The organism is Phytobacter sp. V91 (genome assembly GCF_965644225.1).
Lineage (GTDB): Bacteria > Pseudomonadota > Gammaproteobacteria > Enterobacterales > Enterobacteriaceae > CBFFRJ01.
The window spans coordinates 1-18,957 of the sequence record NZ_CBFFRJ010000102.1; the positions used below are offsets into that span (position 1 = coordinate 1).

The window sequence follows — 18,957 nt, forward strand, 5'->3', positions numbered from 1 at the left end:
GACACCCATATCAAAACCGGTAACTCTCAACCTTTCAAGGTCAAGTGTCAGATCAAGTCGCGACTAATACAAATAAGGGGCGCTTATCCGTTACTTCTGTACAGGCTAACAAAGATCTGTCAGGCCCTCGGCTCAACCGGGATATACATATCAATTTCCCAGTAGCCATCATCCTGCGCACAGTTCAGGTAAAGCTCAAAGCAGGGGCGCATAGCTATCTGATGCTGTTTATCTTCGATCAACGCATCGAAAAAAAGATCCCATGACTTCTCAAACTCTTCGTTATAAACCCTGGCACGCGCCACGGCATACTGCCCGCCCGGAAGCTCAGTTTTCATCACCCCTTCGCTGTTCTCCGGGATAACAAAATCGGCAGGCACCGAGACCACCACATCAGCACGCAGCTTTTCTGCCGGAACATCGTCCGGGTTATCGTAGTAGGCGCAAATCCAGTCGATGGGCTTAATGTGTTTGTTTTGCACCCACATACTCAACTGTTCAAAGCCCTGTTTCACGGTAATCTCCCAGGGCCCCACCAGATGAAACCCGGCGATAGTACGCTTCTCAATCAACTTGATCTGGTATTCCATATCACACGCTCCACTTACACTGTTTATTTATACAGCATAACTGAATCAGGAATACCTGCCACCAGCAAAGTGTCGATTATGTGAACAGTCTCGCGTACTGGTCAGTTCATCTGCACGGGATTACGCTTTATGGTGGAAATAGTCACTCAAACGTGAAAACAATCCCCCTTTGCCTACCTCGTCCAGGGTGACCAGAGGCCAGTGAGCCACCACTTTATCTCTGTCAAACAACTGGATCTCCCCGACCCGCTGGTGGGCTGCCATTGGCGCTTGCAGACTTTTGTTGTCCATCACATAGCGCGCTTTGATATTCGGCAGCTCCGCTTTTGGCAACGCCAGCCAGAAATCCTCATCCGTACCGACGTCCATTTTTTCTTTATCGCCGTACCAGATACGCTCGCTGCCGACTTTTTTGCCTTTATGCAGGATTTGCACCGTATCGAAATTATCCTGCCCCCAGTGCAGCAGCTTGCGCGCCTGCTCTTCACGCCCTTTCGGGCTGTCAGCCCCCATGATCACCGCAATCAAACGTCGTTGTCCGTCAATGCTTGAGGCAATCAGATTAAATCCAGCGCCGGAAGTGTGTCCGGTTTTCAGACCATCAACATTGAGGGATTTATCCCATAACAGGCCATTGCGGTTCTGTTGAGTGATGCCATTCCAGGTCAGGCTCTTTTCACTGTACATGCGGTAAAAATCAGGTTCGCCATGAATAATGGCGCGAGAAAGCACCGCCAGGTCATAAGCCGAGCTGTGCTGTGCCGGCGCATCCAGGCCATGTACGGTTTCGAAATGGGTATCCTTCAGATTCAGTTTCTGCACGTAGTCGTTCATCATGGCGACAAACTGCGGCTGGCCGCCCGCCACATGATCCGCAAGCGCCACGCAGGCGTCGTTGCCGGAATCAACAATCAGTCCACGGCTCAGATCATGTACCGTGACGCGATCCCCCGGTTTAATAAACATCAGTGACGAACCGTCAAAAACTGGATTTCCACGCGCCCAGGCGTCTTTGCCCACGGTAACCACGTCACTGGCGCTGATACGGTGGCTATCGATGGCACGATCCACCACATAGCCGGTCATCAGTTTGGTAAGGCTCGCCGGGTTACGCTGCTGATGTTCATTGCCTGCGGTTAAGATCTGTCCGGTTGTAAAGTCCATCAATACCCATGCTCCCGCCTGAATTGCAGGGGGCTGTGGCGCCAGAGGCATATCCACAGCAAGCGCATACTGGGTAGTGGCTGACAGAAGTGAAAAGGCAAAAAACAAACGGCGTTTCAATGGAATATCCTCATTTACGTCAAATTCGCCGTTCTTTTTACGCAACTTGTTGTGTCGATACCTGGACAAATTGCAAAAAAATGTGACAGAAGGCGGTTTCTGTAGAGATATCAGTCAGGCATTGCCCCCTTTTCTACCTCATCACTGTTATATCCATATCATAATGCATAATAAATCCATATTTTATTTAGATTTTTTTAAGGACGATGATAAAAAACTTCTTTTATCATGCGATTAATATGATTTTATAAAATAAAAATAATTTGTATAATCGTAACATCCATCACATAACGACACCCTACAGCTATTTTATCCATATTTTCACATGTTACTGCCTGACACTTTCCTGATGGATCTCTTATTTTGAGGGAAACATCCTGGACAACAGCAGGCAAAAAAATGACCTCGACAAGTTACCCGTCTTCTCCCGTACGCCATGCACTACGCGATTCGCGACGCATGAACCTCTTCGTTTCCGTTTCCGCTTCCGTCGCCGGACTGTTGTTTGGTCTGGATATCGGCGTGATTGCCGGGGCATTGCCCTTTATCACCGATCAGTTCACCTTAACCAGTCGCCTCCAGGAGTGGGTCGTCAGCAGCATGATGCTCGGCGCGGCGTTAGGCTCTTTACTCAACGGCTGGTTGTCGTTTCGTCTTGGCCGCAAATACAGCCTGATGGCTGGTGCCATTCTGTTTGTCGTCGGCTCACTTGGCTCTGCGTTTGCAATGAGTGTTGAAGGGCTTATCGCCGCACGTATCATCCTTGGCGTTGCCGTGGGCATCGCGTCCTACACTGCCCCGCTTTATCTGTCTGAAATGGCGAGTGAAACCGTGCGCGGTAAAATGATCAGCATGTACCAGTTGATGGTGACGCTGGGTATCGTAATGGCTTTTCTTTCTGATACGGCGCTAAGTTACTCCGGCAACTGGCGGCTGATGCTGGGGGTACTGGCATTACCGGCTATCGTGTTGATACTGCTGGTCATTTTTCTGCCTAACAGCCCAAGGTGGTTAGCAGAAAAAGGGCGGCATATAGAAGCAGAAGAGGTACTACGCATGCTTCGTGATACCTCAGAAAAAGGGCGGGCAGAGCTAAACGAGATCCGCGAGAGCCTGGCCTTAAAACAGGGTGGATGGAAATTATTCAAAACCAATCGTAACGTTCGCCGCGCGGTTTTTCTGGGGATGTTACTGCAGGCGATGCAGCAATTTACCGGCATGAACATCATCATGTATTACGCTCCACGCATCTTCAAAATGGCCGGTTTCACCACCACGGAACAACAGATGATAGCGACGCTGGTCGTCGGCTTAACCTTTATGTTTGCCACCTTTATCGCCATTTTTATGGTTGATAAGGCGGGGCGCAAACCGGCGCTTAAGATTGGTTTCAGCGTGATGGCAATAGGGACATTAGTCCTCGGCTATTGCCTGATGCAGTTTGACAACGGAACGGCATCCAACGGGCTGTCATGGTTGTCGGTGGGCATGACAATGATGTGTATTGCCGGTTATGCGATGAGTGCTGCGCCGGTTGTGTGGATTATCTGTTCAGAGATCCAGCCCCTGAAATGCCGTGACTTCGGGATAACCTGTTCCACGACAACCAACTGGGTGTCCAATATGATTATCGGTGCGACATTCCTGACGCTGCTTGATTCGATTGGCGTTGCCGGGACGTTCTGGCTGTACACCGCATTAAACATCGCCTTTGTGGGCATTACATTCTGGCTGGTGCCGGAAACAAAGAATGTGACCCTCGAACATATCGAACGTAAATTGATGAAAGGCGAGCCGCTAAGAAACATCGGCGTGTAAGTGACTGTACCTCGTTGTACCGCGCCTAGGGTGGTACAACGAGGGTATCCCGGGTTTATTTTACCGAAGGCAGTCCTGCATAATCCCCCAGCAGTCCCTGCGTGTTTAACACCTGGCTGATGGGCGTGCAGTCTTCAGTCGACAGCAAATTGCAGACGTCCTCAATGCCCGGCTCGCGGACATGCAGCCACTGCGAAAAGAGTTGCAGGAAGTTTAGCGCACTGCGACGTGTCGTGATGGTGGCCTGGTCCGTCTGGTTTTTATCAAGAATGAAAAAAGGCACTTCATAATTTTCGCGGCTTTTGTCACCGTGCGTTAAATAAGCCCCTGAAGTATTCCTGTTGATGTAAGAAAGTCCGTGATCGGAAAAGTACATCATGGACCAGTCTCCACCCTCGCGTTCAGCCACATCATGAACCTGCTTCAGAAGCTGGTCAGTCATGGCAATCGATTTGATATAGCAGGAAATCTCCCGCGCTCCGGCGTCGATATCATACTGATTTTGCGTGCGCACGCAGGCCTGCGGATGTGAGCCCATAAGATGCAGCACGATAAATTTTTTGCCGTGTCCCTGTTTCAGCGCCTGTTCGAGCATCGGGATTAATTGATCGTCGGGAGAGTACATCCGATCGTCTGAATTGGCGGATTTAGTAAATACCGCATGATCGGCACTTTCACCTATCAATGCGACCGGGGAGTCGAAGTGCCCCTTTTTTCCCTGATTCGATAACCACCATGTTTCAAAACCCGCTCGCGACGCCAGAGAGATGACGTTGTTGTTGAGCTCAATCGATTTTCCCTCATGCCGCGCCAGGGTGTTGGTCAAAGACAACACCGTGGTCGGCCCTGCCGAGAGGTAGTTTGTAAATAAGATCGCCGGGGCGCTGTCAAGCCATGGTGTGTTGGGATACTGGCCACCAAACGCATGCACATAATCGCGGCGGACACTCTCCCCCACTACCATAATGTAGGTTTTATGTTGACCAGGTAATGATTCCGGCGCCCAACGGCTGCCTGTTGCAATGATTCTGGAAAATTGCTGGTCGTTGTCACTGACCGCCAGATAAGATGCAACAACATCATGGACAAAGCGTATTTCAGGTAAGCCCCCGCTCAACAGTCTCCCCTGCCGTAACGGAGACCAGAATGCCGAGAGGAAAAAAAATACTGCCAGAAAAAGATAAACGCCCCGTGTTGTAGACTCCTCTTTGACAGGATAAAAAGATGACCAGATAGCGGCAATACCGGAAATAGCTACTAATAATGACAGTAGCCACGCAATGGCCGGTATGTTATCGAGAAATTCACTGGCCTCATTAACGTTGGTATACATCAGGGAGCCCATGACATTAATATCCGGGAAGCCGTAGTTAATACCAACGGGGGAATAAAGCGCCCCCACTACCATAAATAGTAGGACGATACAGCGATATACTATTTTGCTGGCACGCTTAAGCAGAATAAAACCTGACAGAGCGGAGAACACATAGATTAATTTGTATTCATATCCCAACGAGTAATTCACAAGTAATAACCACAACAGCAGAAGAAGATTTTCTCTGCTGACAAGTTCTTTCGCACCTAAGGTAAATTTCAGTGCGGAAGAAGAGCGTATTGTTTGCATTGAGTTTGAAACCTTTTATTTACAGCGCACGGTATTTTCACATTGAAGAAAGTACAAAAAAAGACGAAAAAACACTCTTTCACAGGCGTCGCCAGACCATTAAAACAAAAAATAACATAGAATTAACAGGTGGTTATAAAAACACAGACTTACATTATCGCTTCCCGGCAGAGGAGAACCTGCAGGCGGCATAAATCCAGGATCTACATCCTGAATATCCCTGAACTGGCTATCAATGGCGCTGGAAATTCGATTGTTGCGGATTCTACCGATCAGCAGAGAGAAAATATAGTTGGTTCAATAGATAAGTTGAAAAAATATTGAGCACTACAGATAATAACTTTCGGTAACAGTAAAGCGATAAATTATTTATTGAACAATAATAAATTGGTCGCAGTACATTTAACCCAATCATCCCTGGAACAATAAATAATGCCCCTAAACTAAATTATCGAAAATAAATTTTCACGTTATCGGATAAAAATACAGAATCTCAGATTGCTCTGTTTAAATAACAAACAACGACTTCCTTAGGTTCTACTCACCAATAAATTCAGCTACCAGATTTAAAACGTTAATATTATTTAATGCTGACAGGATAACAAAAAGAATAATTTTTTTGATAGCCCAAAGCGGGATCCGCCCAGACGCCGTTGTGCTGTTCAACTGACCGGTCAACAGAGGCAACATGATTCCTTTGTCGACTGACTCAGTAAAATCTGTAACCATGTTGCGCAAATTGTGGATGAGTCATCGCCAGCTATCATCCAGACCCGACTACTGCTGCTTTCCCTCCCGGCGGGATCGCGGGTCCAGAATATGCTTTACCCTGGTGACAGCGCCTACACGTATGAAACCAACTATGGACAAACAAAAACACGTGCAAAACGAAGAAATTCAACCCAGCTTCCTGTTCCACGACTACGAAACTTTTGGTACGCATCCTGCGCTGGACAGACCCGCGCAATTTGCCGCCATTCGCACCGATGCCGATTTCAATATTATTGGCGAACCGGAAGTGTTCTTCTGTAAACCCGCTGACGATTATCTGCCTCAACCGGGTGCCGTGCTGGTGACCGGGATTACGCCGCAGCAGGCGAAAGCCAGCGGAATGAACGAAGCGGCCTTTGCAAAACGTATTCATGACCTGTTCACCGTGCCCAAAACCTGCGTCGTCGGCTACAACAATATCCGCTTTGATGATGAGGTGACGCGCAATATTTTCTACCGTAACTTCTACGATCCTTACGCCTGGAGCTGGCAGAATAACAATTCTCGCTGGGATTTACTCGACGTCATGCGCGCCTGTTATGCGCTGCGCCCTGAGGGGATTAACTGGCCGGAAAACGAAGATGGCCTGCCGAGCTTCCGTCTTGAGCATCTGACCAAAGCCAATGGTATTGAGCATGCCAACGCCCATGATGCGATGGCAGATGTTTACGCCACGATCGAGATGGCAAAACGGATGAAAGCCCATCAGCCGCGTCTGTTTGATTATCTGCTTACCTATCGCCACAAACAGAAACTGGCCACGCTTATCGACGTGCCGCAAATGACCCCGCTGGTGCATATTTCCGGTATGTTTGGCGCTGAGCGTAGCAACACCAGTTGGGTTGCCCCGCTCGCCTGGCACCCGGAAAACCGCAATGCGGTGATTATGGTCGATCTGGCAGGAGATATGTCGCCGCTGCTGGAACTCAATGCCGATGAGCTGCGCGAACGTCTCTATACGCCCAAAACGGCGCTGGAGGGTAAATCGGCAGTGCCGGTAAAACTGGTGCACCTCAATAAATGCCCGGTGCTGGCGCAGGCGAGAACGCTGCGTCCGGAAGATGCTGAGCGGCTGGGCGTCGACAGACAACGTTGTCTTGATAATCTGAAGATCCTGCGTGAAAACCCACTGGTGCGCGAAAAAGTGGTGGCGATATTTGCCGAGGCAGAGCCTTTTATCCCGTCAGATAATGTGGACAGCCAGCTCTATAACGGATTCTTCAGCGATGCCGATCGCGCGGCAATGCGCATCGTGCTGGAAACGGAGCCGCGCAATCTGCCTGCGCTCGATATTACCTTTGCGGATCCGCGCATAGAGAAGTTACTGTTCAACTATCGGGCGCGTAACTTCCCCGGCACGCTGGATGAAGCCGAGCAGCAACGCTGGATGGAGCATCGCCGGGAAGTCTTTACCCCGGAATATCTCCAGGCTTATGCCGATGAACTGCGGATGTTGTTTGAACAGCACGCGGACGATAAAGAGAAAGTCGCACTACTCAATGCCCTGTGGCAATACGCCCAGGAGAGTGTGTAAGACAAAAAAAACCGGAGGCCATATCGCCTCCGGTTTTTTTAAATGTACGGATAATTACTGCGCAATGTCTTCGTACTGCGGAACCGGGTTGCGGAAGCTTTTGGTGACGCAAGCCAGATACAGCAGGCCAATCGCCCCCCAGATAAGCCCCAGAATCATTGAGCTCTGCTCCAGGTTTACCCACAACGCCCCAACGGTCAACGCGCCACACATCGGCAGCACCAGATACTGGAAGTGATCTTTCAGCGTTTTGTTACGCTTCTCACGGATCCAGAACTGGGAAATCACCGACAGGTTAACGAAGGTAAAGGCCACCAGCGCACCGAAGTTAATCAGCGCCGTTGCAGTTACCAGGTCGAAGTTAATCGCCAGCAGCGCAATGGCTCCCACCAGTAATACGTTCCATGCCGGCGTACGCCATTTCGGATGAACATAACCGAAGAAACGGGTCGGGAATACGCCATCACGGCCCATCACGTACATCAGACGGGAAACGCCAGCGTGAGCGGCCATACCTGATGCCAGTACGGTAATGGTGGAGAAAATCAGCACGCCGAACTGGAAGGTTTTACCGGCCACATAGAGCATGATTTCTGGCTGCGATGCATCCGGATCTTTAAAGCGAGAGATATCCGGGAAATACAGTTGCAGGAAGTAAGAGGCCACAATAAAGACCAGACCACCGATAAGCGCAGTCAGGAAGATGGCTTTCGGGATCACGCGCTCTGCATCTTTGGTCTCTTCAGACAGGGAAGAGATACCGTCGAAGCCAAGGAATGAGAAGCACAGAATGGTAGCGCCGGTAATCATCGGCACCACATGTGCGCCTTCAGACCAGAACGGACGAGAGCTGGTCAATGTACCTGCCCCTTCGCCGTGCGCCACACCGTAAACGATCAGACCAACGATAACCGCCACAATCCCCATCTGCAGGATAACGATCAGCGTATTGAAGTTGGCAACCGACTTGATGCTGCGCAGGTTGGAGATGGTCATAAAGGCCACCAGCGCCACCACGAAGATCCACGATGGTACGCCCGGCACCAGCGCTTCAAAATAGATTTTTGCCAGCAGAATGTTGATCATCGGCATGAACAGGTAGTCCAGCAGTGATGACCAGCCCACCATAAAGCCAACAACCGGGCTAATGGATTTCTGAGCATAAGTATACGCAGAGCCAGCGGACGGGAAACGACGAACCAGTTTACCGTAGCTCAGTGCGGTGAAAAGAATGGCAACCAGCGCAAAAGCGTAAGCCGTTGCGACGTGACCATCAGTCAAACCAGAGACAATGCCGAATGTATCGAACAGCGTCATCGGCTGCATATAGGCAAGACCCATCATGACAACCGGAATCAACGTAAGTGACTTACGCAATTCCACGCGAGAGGTTTTTGGAGTAACGTTATGCGACATGGGTATCCCCCTGAGTGGCGAAAGCCATCGCAAAAGCAAAAAATTGCCCCATTTTTTTTCTGTTTCCTCAGCGACAACAACTGTCGGTTTTTAAGTAAATATCTATCCGGTACGAAGCCCGGCCTCTTGGTATTGAATGATGTTTCCAGAATGCAAAAAAATAACCGACGTGTTTACGTCGGCTATTGCATTTTTGCGGGGCATATTTTGCACCAAAGTGAGGCGAGATGACAAGCCTGTGTGCAGCAACTCACGTAATATTTATGATCAATTGTTTGATTTTTAACAATTAGTTCAAAAACAAAGCAAATAAATAGCATTATTTGCTAAAAAACCAGCGCGCCCTTGCCAGAAGAGGATTTCCTCCCCCTCCCCGCTTATTCCATCGGCATTGTCATCGGATCCGAATGTTCATATTCGAACCCCAGTTCATTACAGATTCTGTTGCCGTCAATAATCCGGCCTTTCCCCTGATCCGTGGCATCAAGAAACTGCGGTACTGCGAGACCCAGTTGACGAGCCATTGTCGGATAAAACAGCGAGCGGGCAGGATGTTGCGGAGCGCACAGATTATAGATATGTCCGCCTTTCGGGGCCTGAAGCAGCAACGTAATCGCTGAAATAACGTCGTCCAGATGCACCAGATTGACGCCGTGCTGCCCATCCGGCGCCATTTTACCGGCAAAAAAGCGACCAGGGTGTCGCCCGGGCCCGACTAAACCGGCGAGCCGCAGAATATCCACCGACGTGCCAGGCAAATGATGAAGCCAGTCTTCAAGCTCCTTCAGGACGCGCCCGCTGGCCGTCAGCGGATTGCGCACGGATGTCTCTCTGAGGGTTCCACTCACCTCGCCATAGACGGAGGTTGAGCTGGTAAAAATAATGCGCCCGATACGATAAGCCAGTGCGCTGTCGACAATTTCCTGGATCGCCTGTAAATAAAAGGTCTCTCCGGGGCCGCTACGCCGTGCCGGAAGGGTAATGACCAGGGCATCCACCTGCATTAAGGCATCCAGATCATCGGTATCACAGACCAGCTCAGGCTCAAGCTTGAGTTTGTAGCTTTCAATACCGCTCATCCGGGCCGCTTCCACCCCATCCTCGGTGGTTTTACTGCCGACAACCTGCCAGCCCTTCGCAGTTAATGACAGCGCCAGAGGCATGCCCAGCCATCCTAAACCGACAATCGCCACCTTTTTCATTCGTCTCTCCCGACTTTTCGCTGAACCCTGTTTAAGGCTACGCCAGCATGGCGAAACTGACAATTCATACACCGAAGATGAAATGATTTAATGATTAAAAAAAGCCCTTGCCTTTGAAGGTAAAAGTGGTTTAGGTTAAACGACATCAATGTGAATAAGCATTCAACGAGATTTTTATGACCAGCGTTCAAATTAAACTTCACCATCATCACCATCATCCTGACTAGTCTTTCAGGCGATGTGTGCTGGAAGACATTCAAATCTTCCAGTGGTGCATGAACGCAGAAAAAAGCCCCCGGAAGATCATCTTCCGGGGGCTTTTTTTTTGAACCAAATTCAGCAGGATAACGAGGACAACAGAATGTTAGACAACAGCCGTTTACGCATAGCTATTCAGAAATCGGGCCGCCTTAGCGATGATTCACGCGAATTACTCGCCCGCTGTGGTATCAAAATCAACCTGCACACTCAGCGTCTGATTGCCCTGGCCGAAAATATGCCCATCGATATTCTGCGCGTGCGTGACGACGACATTCCGGGCCTGGTGATGGACGGCGTGGTGGATCTCGGGATCGTCGGTGAGAACGTATTAGAAGAAGAGCTGCTGACCCGCCGTGCCCAGGGCGAAGATCCGCGTTACTTCACCCTGCGTCGCCTTGACTTCGGCAGCTGCCGCCTTTCGCTGGCAACCAACGATGACGAAGCCTGGGACGGCCCGGCCTCGCTGAACGGCAAACGCATCGCCACTTCTTATCCGCACCTGCTCAAACGCTACCTCGATCAGAAAGGCGTCAGCTTCAAATCCTGCCTGCTGAACGGCTCCGTTGAAGTGGCCCCGCGCGCCGGTCTTGCTGATGCGATCTGTGACCTTGTCTCCACCGGCGCCACTCTGGAAGCTAACGGTCTGAGCGAAGTGGAAGTGATTTACCGCTCGAAAGCCTGCCTGATTCAGCGTGATGGCGAAATGGAAGATGCTAAACAGCAACTGGTGAACAGACTCCTGACCCGTATTCAGGGCGTGATTCAGGCCCGCGAATCGAAATACATCATGATGCACGCGCCGACCGAGCGCCTGGACGAAGTCATCGCGCTGCTGCCGGGCGCTGAACGTCCGACGATCCTGCCGCTGGCAGGCGACCAGCAACGTGTCGCCATGCACATGGTCAGCAGCGAAACCCTGTTCTGGGAAACCATGGAAAAACTCAAAGCGCTGGGCGCCAGTTCTATTCTGGTCCTGCCAATCGAGAAGATGATGGAATAAGGCGTGCCTGGGTGCCCGGAGGCGCTTCGCTGACCGGGTCCTGAGTACTTAATGCCTGCGCCACCCAGGCACCCTTAGCAGAGGAAACTTTTATGAGCTTTAATACCCTCATCGACTGGAATGCATGCAGCCCTGAGCAGCAGCGTGAACTGCTGATGCGCCCGGCTATCTCAGCATCCGAGAGCATTACCCGTACGGTCGTTGAAATTCTGGACAACGTCAAAGCCAATGGCGACAGCGCCCTGCGCGAATACAGCGCCCGATTTGATAAAACCGAAGTCACCGCCCTGAAAGTGACCGCTCAGGAAATTGCGGATGCCAGCGCCCGACTGGGTGACGACATCAAGCAGGCGATGGCCGTGGCGGTAAAAAACATCGACACTTTCCACGTGGCGCAAAAATTACAGACCGTGGATGTGGAAACATTGCCTGGCGTACGCTGCCAGCAGGTTACCCGCCCGGTTGCCTCCGTGGGTCTCTATATTCCTGGCGGCTCTGCGCCGCTGTTCTCCACCGTACTGATGCTGGCAACCCCTGCGCGCATTGCGGGTTGCAAGAAAGTTGTGCTGTGCTCCCCGCCGCCGATTGCCGATGAGATCCTTTATGCCGCCCAGCTTTGCGGCGTGCAGGAGGTCTTTAAAGTCGGGGGTGCGCAAGCGATTGCGGCGCTGGCATTCGGAACTGAATCGGTTGCCAAAGTGGACAAAATTTTCGGCCCAGGCAATGCCTTTGTTACCGAAGCCAAACGTCAGGTGAGCCAACGCCTTGATGGCGCGGCCATTGATATGCCTGCAGGTCCTTCCGAAGTACTGGTGATTGCCGACAGCGGCGCAACCCCTGATTTCGTCGCCTCCGATCTGCTTTCACAGGCCGAGCATGGCCCGGACTCCCAGGTGATCCTGTTAACCCCGGACGCAGAAATGGCAAGCAGCGTCGCCAAAGCCGTTGAACGCCAGTTAGCCAGCCTGCCGCGGGCGGAAACGGCCCGTCAGGCGCTCTCCGCCAGCCGTCTGATTGTGGCCAAAGACCTGGCGCAATGCGTAGCGATCTCCAACCTGTATGGCCCGGAGCACCTGATTATCCAGACCCGTAGCGTCCGCGATTTAGTGGACGATATCACCAGCGCAGGCTCCGTATTTTTAGGCGACTGGTCACCGGAATCCGCTGGCGATTACGCCTCCGGCACCAACCACGTGCTGCCCACTTACGGTTATACCGCGACCTGCTCCAGCCTCGGGCTGGCTGATTTCCAGAAACGCATGACCGTACAGGAACTGTCACGCGAAGGCTTCGCCTCCCTCGCATCCACTATTGAAACCCTGGCGGCGGCTGAACTGCTCGACGCCCACAAAAATGCCGTTACCCTGCGTATCAAGGCCCTTAAGGAGCAAGCATGAGTATTGAGGAACTGGCTCGCGCCAACGTACGTGCCCTGACCCCGTATCTGTCTGCACGTCGTCTTGGCGGTAAGGGCGATGTCTGGCTGAATGCCAATGAATTCCCGACGGCGGTGAACTTCGACCTGTCGCAACAGACGCTCAACCGCTACCCGGAAGGGCAGCCCAAAGCGGTGATTGAAAACTATGCGCAGTATGCCGGCCTTGAGAATGATCAGGTGCTGGTCTGTCGTGGCGCAGATGAGGGCATTGAGCTGCTGATCCGCGCCTTCTGCGAACCCGGCAAAGACGCCATTCTTTTCTGCCCGCCGACCTATGGCATGTACAGCGTCAGCGCCGAAACCTTTGGCGTGGAATACCGTACCGCGCTCACCCTGGATAACTGGCAACTGGATCTGCAAAGCATCGCCAACCAGCTCGAGAATGTAAAACTGGTCTATATCTGTAGCCCGAACAACCCGACCGGCCAGATCATCAACCCGCAGGACATTCGTGATGTGCTGGAGATGACCCGGGGTAAAGCCCTGGTGGTCGCCGATGAAGCCTATATTGAGTTTTGCCCGCAGGCGACGCTGACAGGCTGGCTGAGTGAATACCCGCACCTGGTCATTCTGCGCACGCTCTCTAAAGCCTTTGCTCTCGCAGGCCTGCGCTGCGGTTTTACCCTGGCAAATGCCGATGTTATCGCCATGCTGATGAAAGTGATTGCCCCTTACCCGCTTTCCACCCCGGTGGCCGACATCGCCGCTCAGGCGCTAAGCCCGGCTGGCCTTGTCGCCATGCGCCAGCGGGTGGCGCAGATTGTTGACGAACGTGATTATCTGGTTAACGCCCTGCGCGACATCCCTTGTGTTGAAACGGTGTTCGACTCCGATACCAACTATATTCTGGTGCGCTTTGTTGCCTCCAGCGCCGTCTTTAAATCCTTGTGGGATCAGGGCATCATCCTGCGAGATCAAAATAAACAACCAACCTTAAGCGGCTGCCTGCGTATCACCATCGGCACCCGTGAAGAGAGCCAGCGCGTCATTGACGCTTTACGTGCGGAGTCCGTATGAGCCAGAAGTACCTTTTTATTGACCGTGATGGCACCCTGATTTCTGAGCCGCCGAGCGATTATCAGGTTGACCGTTTCGACAAACTGGCCTTTGAGCCGCAGGCCATTCCCGCGTTGCTGAAACTGCAAAAGGCCGGTTTCAAACTGGTGATGATCACCAATCAGGACGGTCTGGGCACTGGCAGCTTCCCGCAGGCAGACTTTGATGGCCCCCATGATTTGATGATGCAGATTTTCACCTCTCAGGGCGTGGTTTTTGAAGAAGTGCTTATTTGCCCGCACCTGCCGACGGATAACTGCGACTGCCGTAAACCGAAAGTGAAACTGGTCGAACGCTGGCTGGTTGAGCAGGCGCTGGATAAAGCCAACAGCTACGTCATTGGCGACCGCGCCACCGACATTGAGCTGGCGGAAAATATGGGTATCACCGGCTTGCGCTACAATCGTGAGACCCTTAACTGGGCGATGATTAGCGAACAGCTGACCAAACGCGATCGTTATGCGCAGGTGTTGCGTAATACCAAAGAGACGCAGATTGACGTCCAGGTATGGCTGGACCGCGAAGGCGGCAGCAAAATCAAAACCGGCGTCGGTTTCTTTGACCATATGCTGGACCAAATCGCCACCCACGGCGGTTTCCGGATGGCCATTACGGTCAATGGCGACCTTTATATTGACGATCACCACACCGTGGAAGATACCGGTCTGGCGCTGGGCGAAGCCCTCAAAAAAGCGCTGGGGGATAAGCGCGGCATCAACCGCTTTGGTTTTGTCCTGCCAATGGATGAGTGCCTGGCCCGCTGTGCGCTGGATATTTCCGGTCGTCCGCATCTCGAATATAAAGCGGAATTCACCTATCAGCGCGTGGGCGATCTCAGCACCGAAATGGTTGAGCACTTCTTCAGTTCGCTCTCCTACACCATGGGCGCCACGCTGCATCTGAAAACCAAAGGCAAGAACGATCACCACCGCGTGGAAAGTCTGTTCAAAGCCTTTGGCCGCACGCTGCGCCAGGCCATCCGCGTGGAGGGCGATACCCTTCCTTCGTCAAAAGGAGTGCTGTGATGAATGTGGTGATCCTCGACACCGGTTGCGCCAACCTCAACTCGGTGAAATCTGCCATTTCACGCCACGGTTATGACCCGCTTGTCAGCCGCGATCCGGATATTGTGCTGCGTGCCGATAAGCTTTTTTTACCGGGCGTGGGCACAGCACAGGCAGCCATGGATCAGCTGCGCGAACGCGAACTCATCGATCTGGTAAAAGCCTGTACCCAGCCGGTGCTCGGCATTTGCCTCGGTATGCAACTGCTCGGACGTTTCAGCGAAGAGAATAAGGGTGTTGACCTGCTGGGCATTATCGAGCAGGACGTACCTAAAATGGTCGACGTGGGTCTGCCCCTGCCGCATATGGGCTGGAACCGGGTGACCCCGAAGGCGGGAAATCGTCTGTTCCAGGGCATTGAAGACGGTGAGTATTTCTATTTTGTGCACAGCTATGCGATGCCGGTTAACCCCTACACTATCGCCCAGTGCCAGTATGGCGCGCCTTTTACCGCCGCCGTGCAAAAAGATAACTTCTACGGCGTGCAATTCCATCCGGAACGCTCAGGTCGTGCGGGTGCGCAACTGCTGAAAAACTTCCTGGAGATGTGATGATTATTCCAGCATTAGATTTAATTGACGGCACGGTTGTTCGTCTGCATCAGGGGGACTATGGTCAACAGCGCGATTACGGTAGCGATCCACTGCCACGTTTGCAGGATTATGCCGCCCAGGGCGCGCAGGTCCTGCATCTGGTGGATTTAACCGGGGCGAAAGATCCTGCACGTCGCCAGATCCCGCTGCTGAAAACCCTGGTGGCTGGCGTTAACGTTCCCGTGCAGGTCGGCGGGGGAGTACGCACGGAAGAAGACGTTGCCGCCCTGCTCGATGCAGGCGTGGCGCGTGTGGTGGTGGGTTCAACGGCGGTGAAATCACCTGAAATTGTTAAAGGCTGGTTTGAACGCTTTGGGCCCGAAGCGCTGGTGCTGGCGCTCGACGTGCGCATTGACGCCACTGGCAACAAACAGGTCGCCGTGAGCGGCTGGCAGGAAGATTCCGGCGTCTCGCTGGAAGCGCTGGTAGAGACCTATCTGCCGGTCGGTCTGAAGCATGTGCTCTGCACTGATATCTCCCGCGATGGCACATTAGCTGGCTCCAATGTCTCGTTGTATGAAGAAGTTTGCGCGCGCTATCCGCAGGTGGCATTTCAGTCATCAGGCGGTATTGGCGACATTAACGACGTTGCCGCCCTGCGCGGTACCGGAGTTCAGGGTGTGATTGTCGGTCGTGCGCTGCTGGAAGGTAAATTCACTGTAACGGAGGCCATTCAATGCTGGCAAAACGGATAATTCCTTGTCTTGATGTGCGTGATGGTCAGGTCGTTAAAGGCGTGCAGTTCCGTAATCACGAGATTATTGGCGACATCGTACCGCTGGCAAAACGCTACGCCGAAGAAGGCGCAGATGAGCTGGTGTTTTATGATATCACCGCCTCCAGCGACGGACGCGTGGTCGACAAAAGCTGGGTATCACGCGTTGCCGAAGTGATTGATATTCCTTTCTGCGTGGCGGGCGGGATTAAGTCGGCGGAAGACGCGGCGAAAATCCTCTCTTTTGGCGCAGATAAAATTTCCATCAACTCCCCGGCCCTGGCCGAGCCGGAGCTGATTACCCGCCTGGCGGATCGTTTTGGCGTGCAGTGTATTGTGGTCGGTATTGATACCTGGTTTGATGCGGCCACCGGCAAGTATCATGTTAACCAGTACACCGGCGATGAGAGCCGTACCCGTGTGACCCAGTGGGAAACCCTCGACTGGGTGCAGGAAGTACAAAAACGCGGCGCTGGCGAAATTGTGCTCAACATGATGAACCAGGACGGAGTGCGTAACGGCTACGACCTGGAGCAACTGAAAAAAGTGCGCGCAGTCTGTCATGTTCCGTTGATTGCCTCCGGCGGTGCAGGCACCATGGAACACTTCCTCGAAGCGTTTCGTGATGCCGACGTGGATGGGGCGCTGGCGGCATCGGTGTTCCACAAGCAAATTATCAATATTGGTGAATTAAAAGTGTACCTTCAAAGTCAGGGTGTGGAGATAAGGGTATGTTAACTGAGCTTCAACTCAGCCAACTGGACTGGGAAAAAACCGACGGACTGCTGCCCGCCGTGGTGCAACATGCGGTTTCTGGCGAAGTGTTGATGCTGGGCTATATGGATCAAGCCGCGCTGGCGAAAACTCAGGAAACCGGCAAGGTAACGTTCTTCTCACGCACTAAAGGCCGCCTGTGGACCAAAGGTGAAAGCTCCGGCAATTTTCTCAATGTGGTCAGTATCGCGCTTGATTGCGATAACGACACGCTGCTGGTACTGGCGAACCCGATTGGGCCAACCTGCCATACGGGCAGCAACAGTTGCTTTGGCGAGACCAGCCACCAGTGGCTTTTCTTGTATCAACTGGAGCAGTTGCTTGCTTCGCGTAAAACCGCCGATCCGGCAAGTTCTTATACCGCAAAGCTGTATGCCAGCGGCACCAAGCGTATTGCGCAGAAAGTGGGTGAAGAAGGTGTGGAAACCGCGCTGGCGGCCACCGTTCACGATCGCGAAGAGCTGACCAATGAAGCTTCAGATCTGATGTACCACCTGCTGGTGTTGTTGCAGGACCAGGATCTCGACCTGACCACCGTTATCGAAAATCTGCGTAACCGTCATAAATAAGTCCCCAGGGGAGTCACTGCTCCCCTCTTCCCATTTAGAATAAACAGTTATATTTCTGCTTCGCAGCAGGTATGATCCCTCGCAAAGTTCAGCGTCTTGTCCTGACGACGCTGCAAAGCTAGTACTACCAAAAACTGAGGTTGAAGATGAAATTTCTGATCACCGGCGCAGCGGGCTTTATTGGCTTTCATGTCAGCGCGCGTCTTTTGCAGGCGGGCCACCAGGTCGTAGGGATAGATAACCTTAATGATTACTACGACGTCAGCCTTAAGCAGGCGCGTCTGGATTTACTGACAGCAGAAAATTTCAGCTTTAAAAAACTGGATCTGGCCGATCGTGACGGCATGGCCCGGCTGTTTGCTGAGGAGAAGTTTGATCGCGTGATCCATCTTGCAGCGCAGGCTGGCGTACGTTATTCGCTGGAAACCCCCCATGCCTATGCTGACGCCAACCTGACTGGCCATCTGAACGTGCTGGAAGGCTGTCGTCATAATAAGGTCGGCCATTTGCTGTATGCCTCATCCAGCTCGATTTACGGCCTGAACCGCAAGATGCCATTCTCCACCGACGACTCCGTGGACCATCCGGTGTCGCTCTACGCGGCCACCAAAAAAGCCAATGAGCTGATGTCTCATACCTATTCCCATCTGTACGGTTTGCCTACCACCGGTCTGCGCTTTTTCACCGTTTATGGTCCATGGGGCCGCCCGGATATGGCGCTGTTCAAGTTCACCAAAGCGATGCTGGAAGGCAACAGCATTGATGTTTACAACTATGGCAAAATGAAGCGCGATTTTACCTACATTGATGATACCGCCGAGGCCATTATCCGTTTGCAGGATATTATTCCCCAGCCTGATGCCAGCTGGACCGTGGAGCAAGGCACTCCCGCCACCAGTTCAGCGCCCTATCGTGTTTACAATGTCGGTAATAGCTCGCCGGTCGAACTGATGGATTACATCACCGCCCTTGAAGAGGCACTGGGGATTGAAGCGCAAAAGAATATGCTGCCGATTCAGCCAGGAGATGTACTGGAAACCAGTGCAGACACCAGAGCGCTGTACGAGGTGACGGGCTTTAAACCGCAAACGTCCGTCAAACAAGGTGTAAAAAACTTCGTTGACTGGTATCGCGGGTTTTATCAGATATAAAAAACGGCCCCGCGGGGCCGTTCAGACTGCTGACAAAGTCCTGGCCGTGAGGCCGGGACTTTGATCTAATTAAGTCAGTGCAATTAACGGACTGACT

Annotated in this window: 18 protein-coding genes and 1 other annotated feature; of the genes, 13 read left to right on the forward strand and 5 right to left on the reverse strand. The window is 52.4% G+C overall.

The genetic code is table 11. The features are described 5' to 3' along the window. Window positions 1-119 precede the first annotated feature (119 nt). Both sbmC and dacD read right to left on the reverse strand, forming a co-directional pair. A complete protein-coding gene (gene sbmC / locus ACSZO4_RS18535; RefSeq protein WP_437890505.1) occupies window positions 120-590 on the reverse strand; it encodes a DNA gyrase inhibitor SbmC in 471 nt (156 codons plus the stop codon). A gap of 120 nt (window positions 591-710) precedes the next feature. Further along, window positions 711-1,874, reverse strand: a complete 1,164-nt coding sequence (gene dacD, locus ACSZO4_RS18540) for a serine-type D-Ala-D-Ala carboxypeptidase DacD (protein WP_437890506.1) — start codon at window positions 1,872-1,874, stop codon at window positions 711-713. Window positions 1,875-2,273: 399 nt separating this feature from the next. Between dacD and ACSZO4_RS18545 the strand changes: the two genes are divergently transcribed. Then, window positions 2,274-3,692, forward strand: a complete 1,419-nt coding sequence (locus tag ACSZO4_RS18545; RefSeq protein WP_437890507.1) for a sugar porter family MFS transporter — start codon at window positions 2,274-2,276, stop codon at window positions 3,690-3,692. A gap of 55 nt (window positions 3,693-3,747) precedes the next feature. Here ACSZO4_RS18545 and ACSZO4_RS18550 read toward each other — a convergent pair whose 3' ends face one another. After that, the gene (locus tag ACSZO4_RS18550; protein WP_437890508.1) at window positions 3,748-5,316 is read right to left on the reverse strand and encodes a sulfatase-like hydrolase/transferase; all 1,569 of its coding nucleotides are present in this window, start codon (window positions 5,314-5,316) and stop codon (window positions 3,748-3,750) included. On the opposite strand from ACSZO4_RS18550, the gene ACSZO4_RS18555 reads away from it, so the two are divergent. Then, entirely contained in the window at window positions 5,307-5,510 is a 204-nt protein-coding gene (locus tag ACSZO4_RS18555; RefSeq protein ID WP_437890509.1) for a hypothetical protein, read from the forward strand. The genes ACSZO4_RS18550 and ACSZO4_RS18555 overlap by 10 nt on opposite strands. 668 nt (window positions 5,511-6,178) lie before the next feature. Further along, window positions 6,179-7,621, forward strand: a complete 1,443-nt coding sequence (gene sbcB / locus ACSZO4_RS18560; protein WP_437890510.1) for an exodeoxyribonuclease I — start codon at window positions 6,179-6,181, stop codon at window positions 7,619-7,621. Between the two features lie 54 nt (window positions 7,622-7,675). On the opposite strand, the gene ACSZO4_RS18565 is transcribed toward sbcB, so the two are convergent. Further along, complete coding sequence (locus ACSZO4_RS18565) at window positions 7,676-9,037, reverse strand: APC family permease (RefSeq protein ID WP_437890511.1); 1,362 nt, start codon at window positions 9,035-9,037, stop codon at window positions 7,676-7,678. 377 nt (window positions 9,038-9,414) lie between these two features. Then, entirely contained in the window at window positions 9,415-10,239 is an 825-nt protein-coding gene (locus ACSZO4_RS18570) for an SDR family oxidoreductase (protein ID WP_437890512.1), read from the reverse strand. Between the two features lie 176 nt (window positions 10,240-10,415). Here ACSZO4_RS18570 and hisL point away from each other — a divergent pair, with 176 nt between their 5' ends. The 10 genes from hisL (at window position 10,416) to ACSZO4_RS18620 (ending at window position 18,860) form a co-directional block, all read left to right on the forward strand. Further along, window positions 10,416-10,466, forward strand: coding sequence for a his operon leader peptide (gene hisL / locus ACSZO4_RS18575; protein WP_437431529.1), 51 nt, complete (start codon window positions 10,416-10,418; stop codon window positions 10,464-10,466). Beyond that, window positions 10,442-10,565: a sequence feature (His leader region), on the forward strand. Its footprint overlaps the gene before it by 25 nt. Before the next feature lie 35 nt (window positions 10,566-10,600). Then, the gene (gene hisG, locus ACSZO4_RS18580; RefSeq protein WP_437890513.1) at window positions 10,601-11,500 is read left to right on the forward strand and encodes an ATP phosphoribosyltransferase; all 900 of its coding nucleotides are present in this window, start codon (window positions 10,601-10,603) and stop codon (window positions 11,498-11,500) included. 92 nt (window positions 11,501-11,592) lie between these two features. Next, window positions 11,593-12,897: a histidinol dehydrogenase gene (hisD, locus tag ACSZO4_RS18585; RefSeq protein ID WP_437890514.1), complete on the forward strand. Its 1,305-nt coding sequence runs from the start codon at window positions 11,593-11,595 to the stop codon at window positions 12,895-12,897. Beyond that, window positions 12,894-13,955 (forward strand): histidinol-phosphate transaminase, encoded by a 1,062-nt coding sequence (gene hisC, locus ACSZO4_RS18590; RefSeq protein ID WP_437890515.1) that lies wholly within the window; start codon window positions 12,894-12,896, stop codon window positions 13,953-13,955. The genes hisD and hisC overlap by 4 nt, the downstream gene beginning before the upstream one ends. Continuing rightward, the gene (gene hisB / locus ACSZO4_RS18595) at window positions 13,952-15,019 is read left to right on the forward strand and encodes a bifunctional histidinol-phosphatase/imidazoleglycerol-phosphate dehydratase HisB (protein WP_437890516.1); all 1,068 of its coding nucleotides are present in this window, start codon (window positions 13,952-13,954) and stop codon (window positions 15,017-15,019) included. Before hisC ends, hisB begins: the two co-directional genes overlap by 4 nt. Further along, window positions 15,019-15,609, forward strand: a complete 591-nt coding sequence (hisH, locus tag ACSZO4_RS18600; protein WP_437890517.1) for an imidazole glycerol phosphate synthase subunit HisH — start codon at window positions 15,019-15,021, stop codon at window positions 15,607-15,609. The genes hisB and hisH overlap by 1 nt, the downstream gene beginning before the upstream one ends. Continuing rightward, complete coding sequence (gene hisA, locus ACSZO4_RS18605) at window positions 15,609-16,346, forward strand: 1-(5-phosphoribosyl)-5-[(5-phosphoribosylamino)methylideneamino]imidazole-4-carboxamide isomerase (RefSeq protein WP_437890518.1); 738 nt, start codon at window positions 15,609-15,611, stop codon at window positions 16,344-16,346. Before hisH ends, hisA begins: the two co-directional genes overlap by 1 nt. Then, window positions 16,328-17,104, forward strand: coding sequence for an imidazole glycerol phosphate synthase subunit HisF (gene hisF, locus ACSZO4_RS18610; protein ID WP_437890519.1), 777 nt, complete (start codon window positions 16,328-16,330; stop codon window positions 17,102-17,104). The genes hisA and hisF overlap by 19 nt, the downstream gene beginning before the upstream one ends. After that, entirely contained in the window at window positions 17,098-17,709 is a 612-nt protein-coding gene (gene hisIE, locus ACSZO4_RS18615; RefSeq protein WP_437890520.1) for a bifunctional phosphoribosyl-AMP cyclohydrolase/phosphoribosyl-ATP diphosphatase HisIE, read from the forward strand. Before hisF ends, hisIE begins: the two co-directional genes overlap by 7 nt. Before the next feature lie 146 nt (window positions 17,710-17,855). Then, complete coding sequence (locus ACSZO4_RS18620; protein ID WP_437890521.1) at window positions 17,856-18,860, forward strand: NAD-dependent epimerase; 1,005 nt, start codon at window positions 17,856-17,858, stop codon at window positions 18,858-18,860. Window positions 18,861-18,957: the final 97 nt, after the last annotated feature.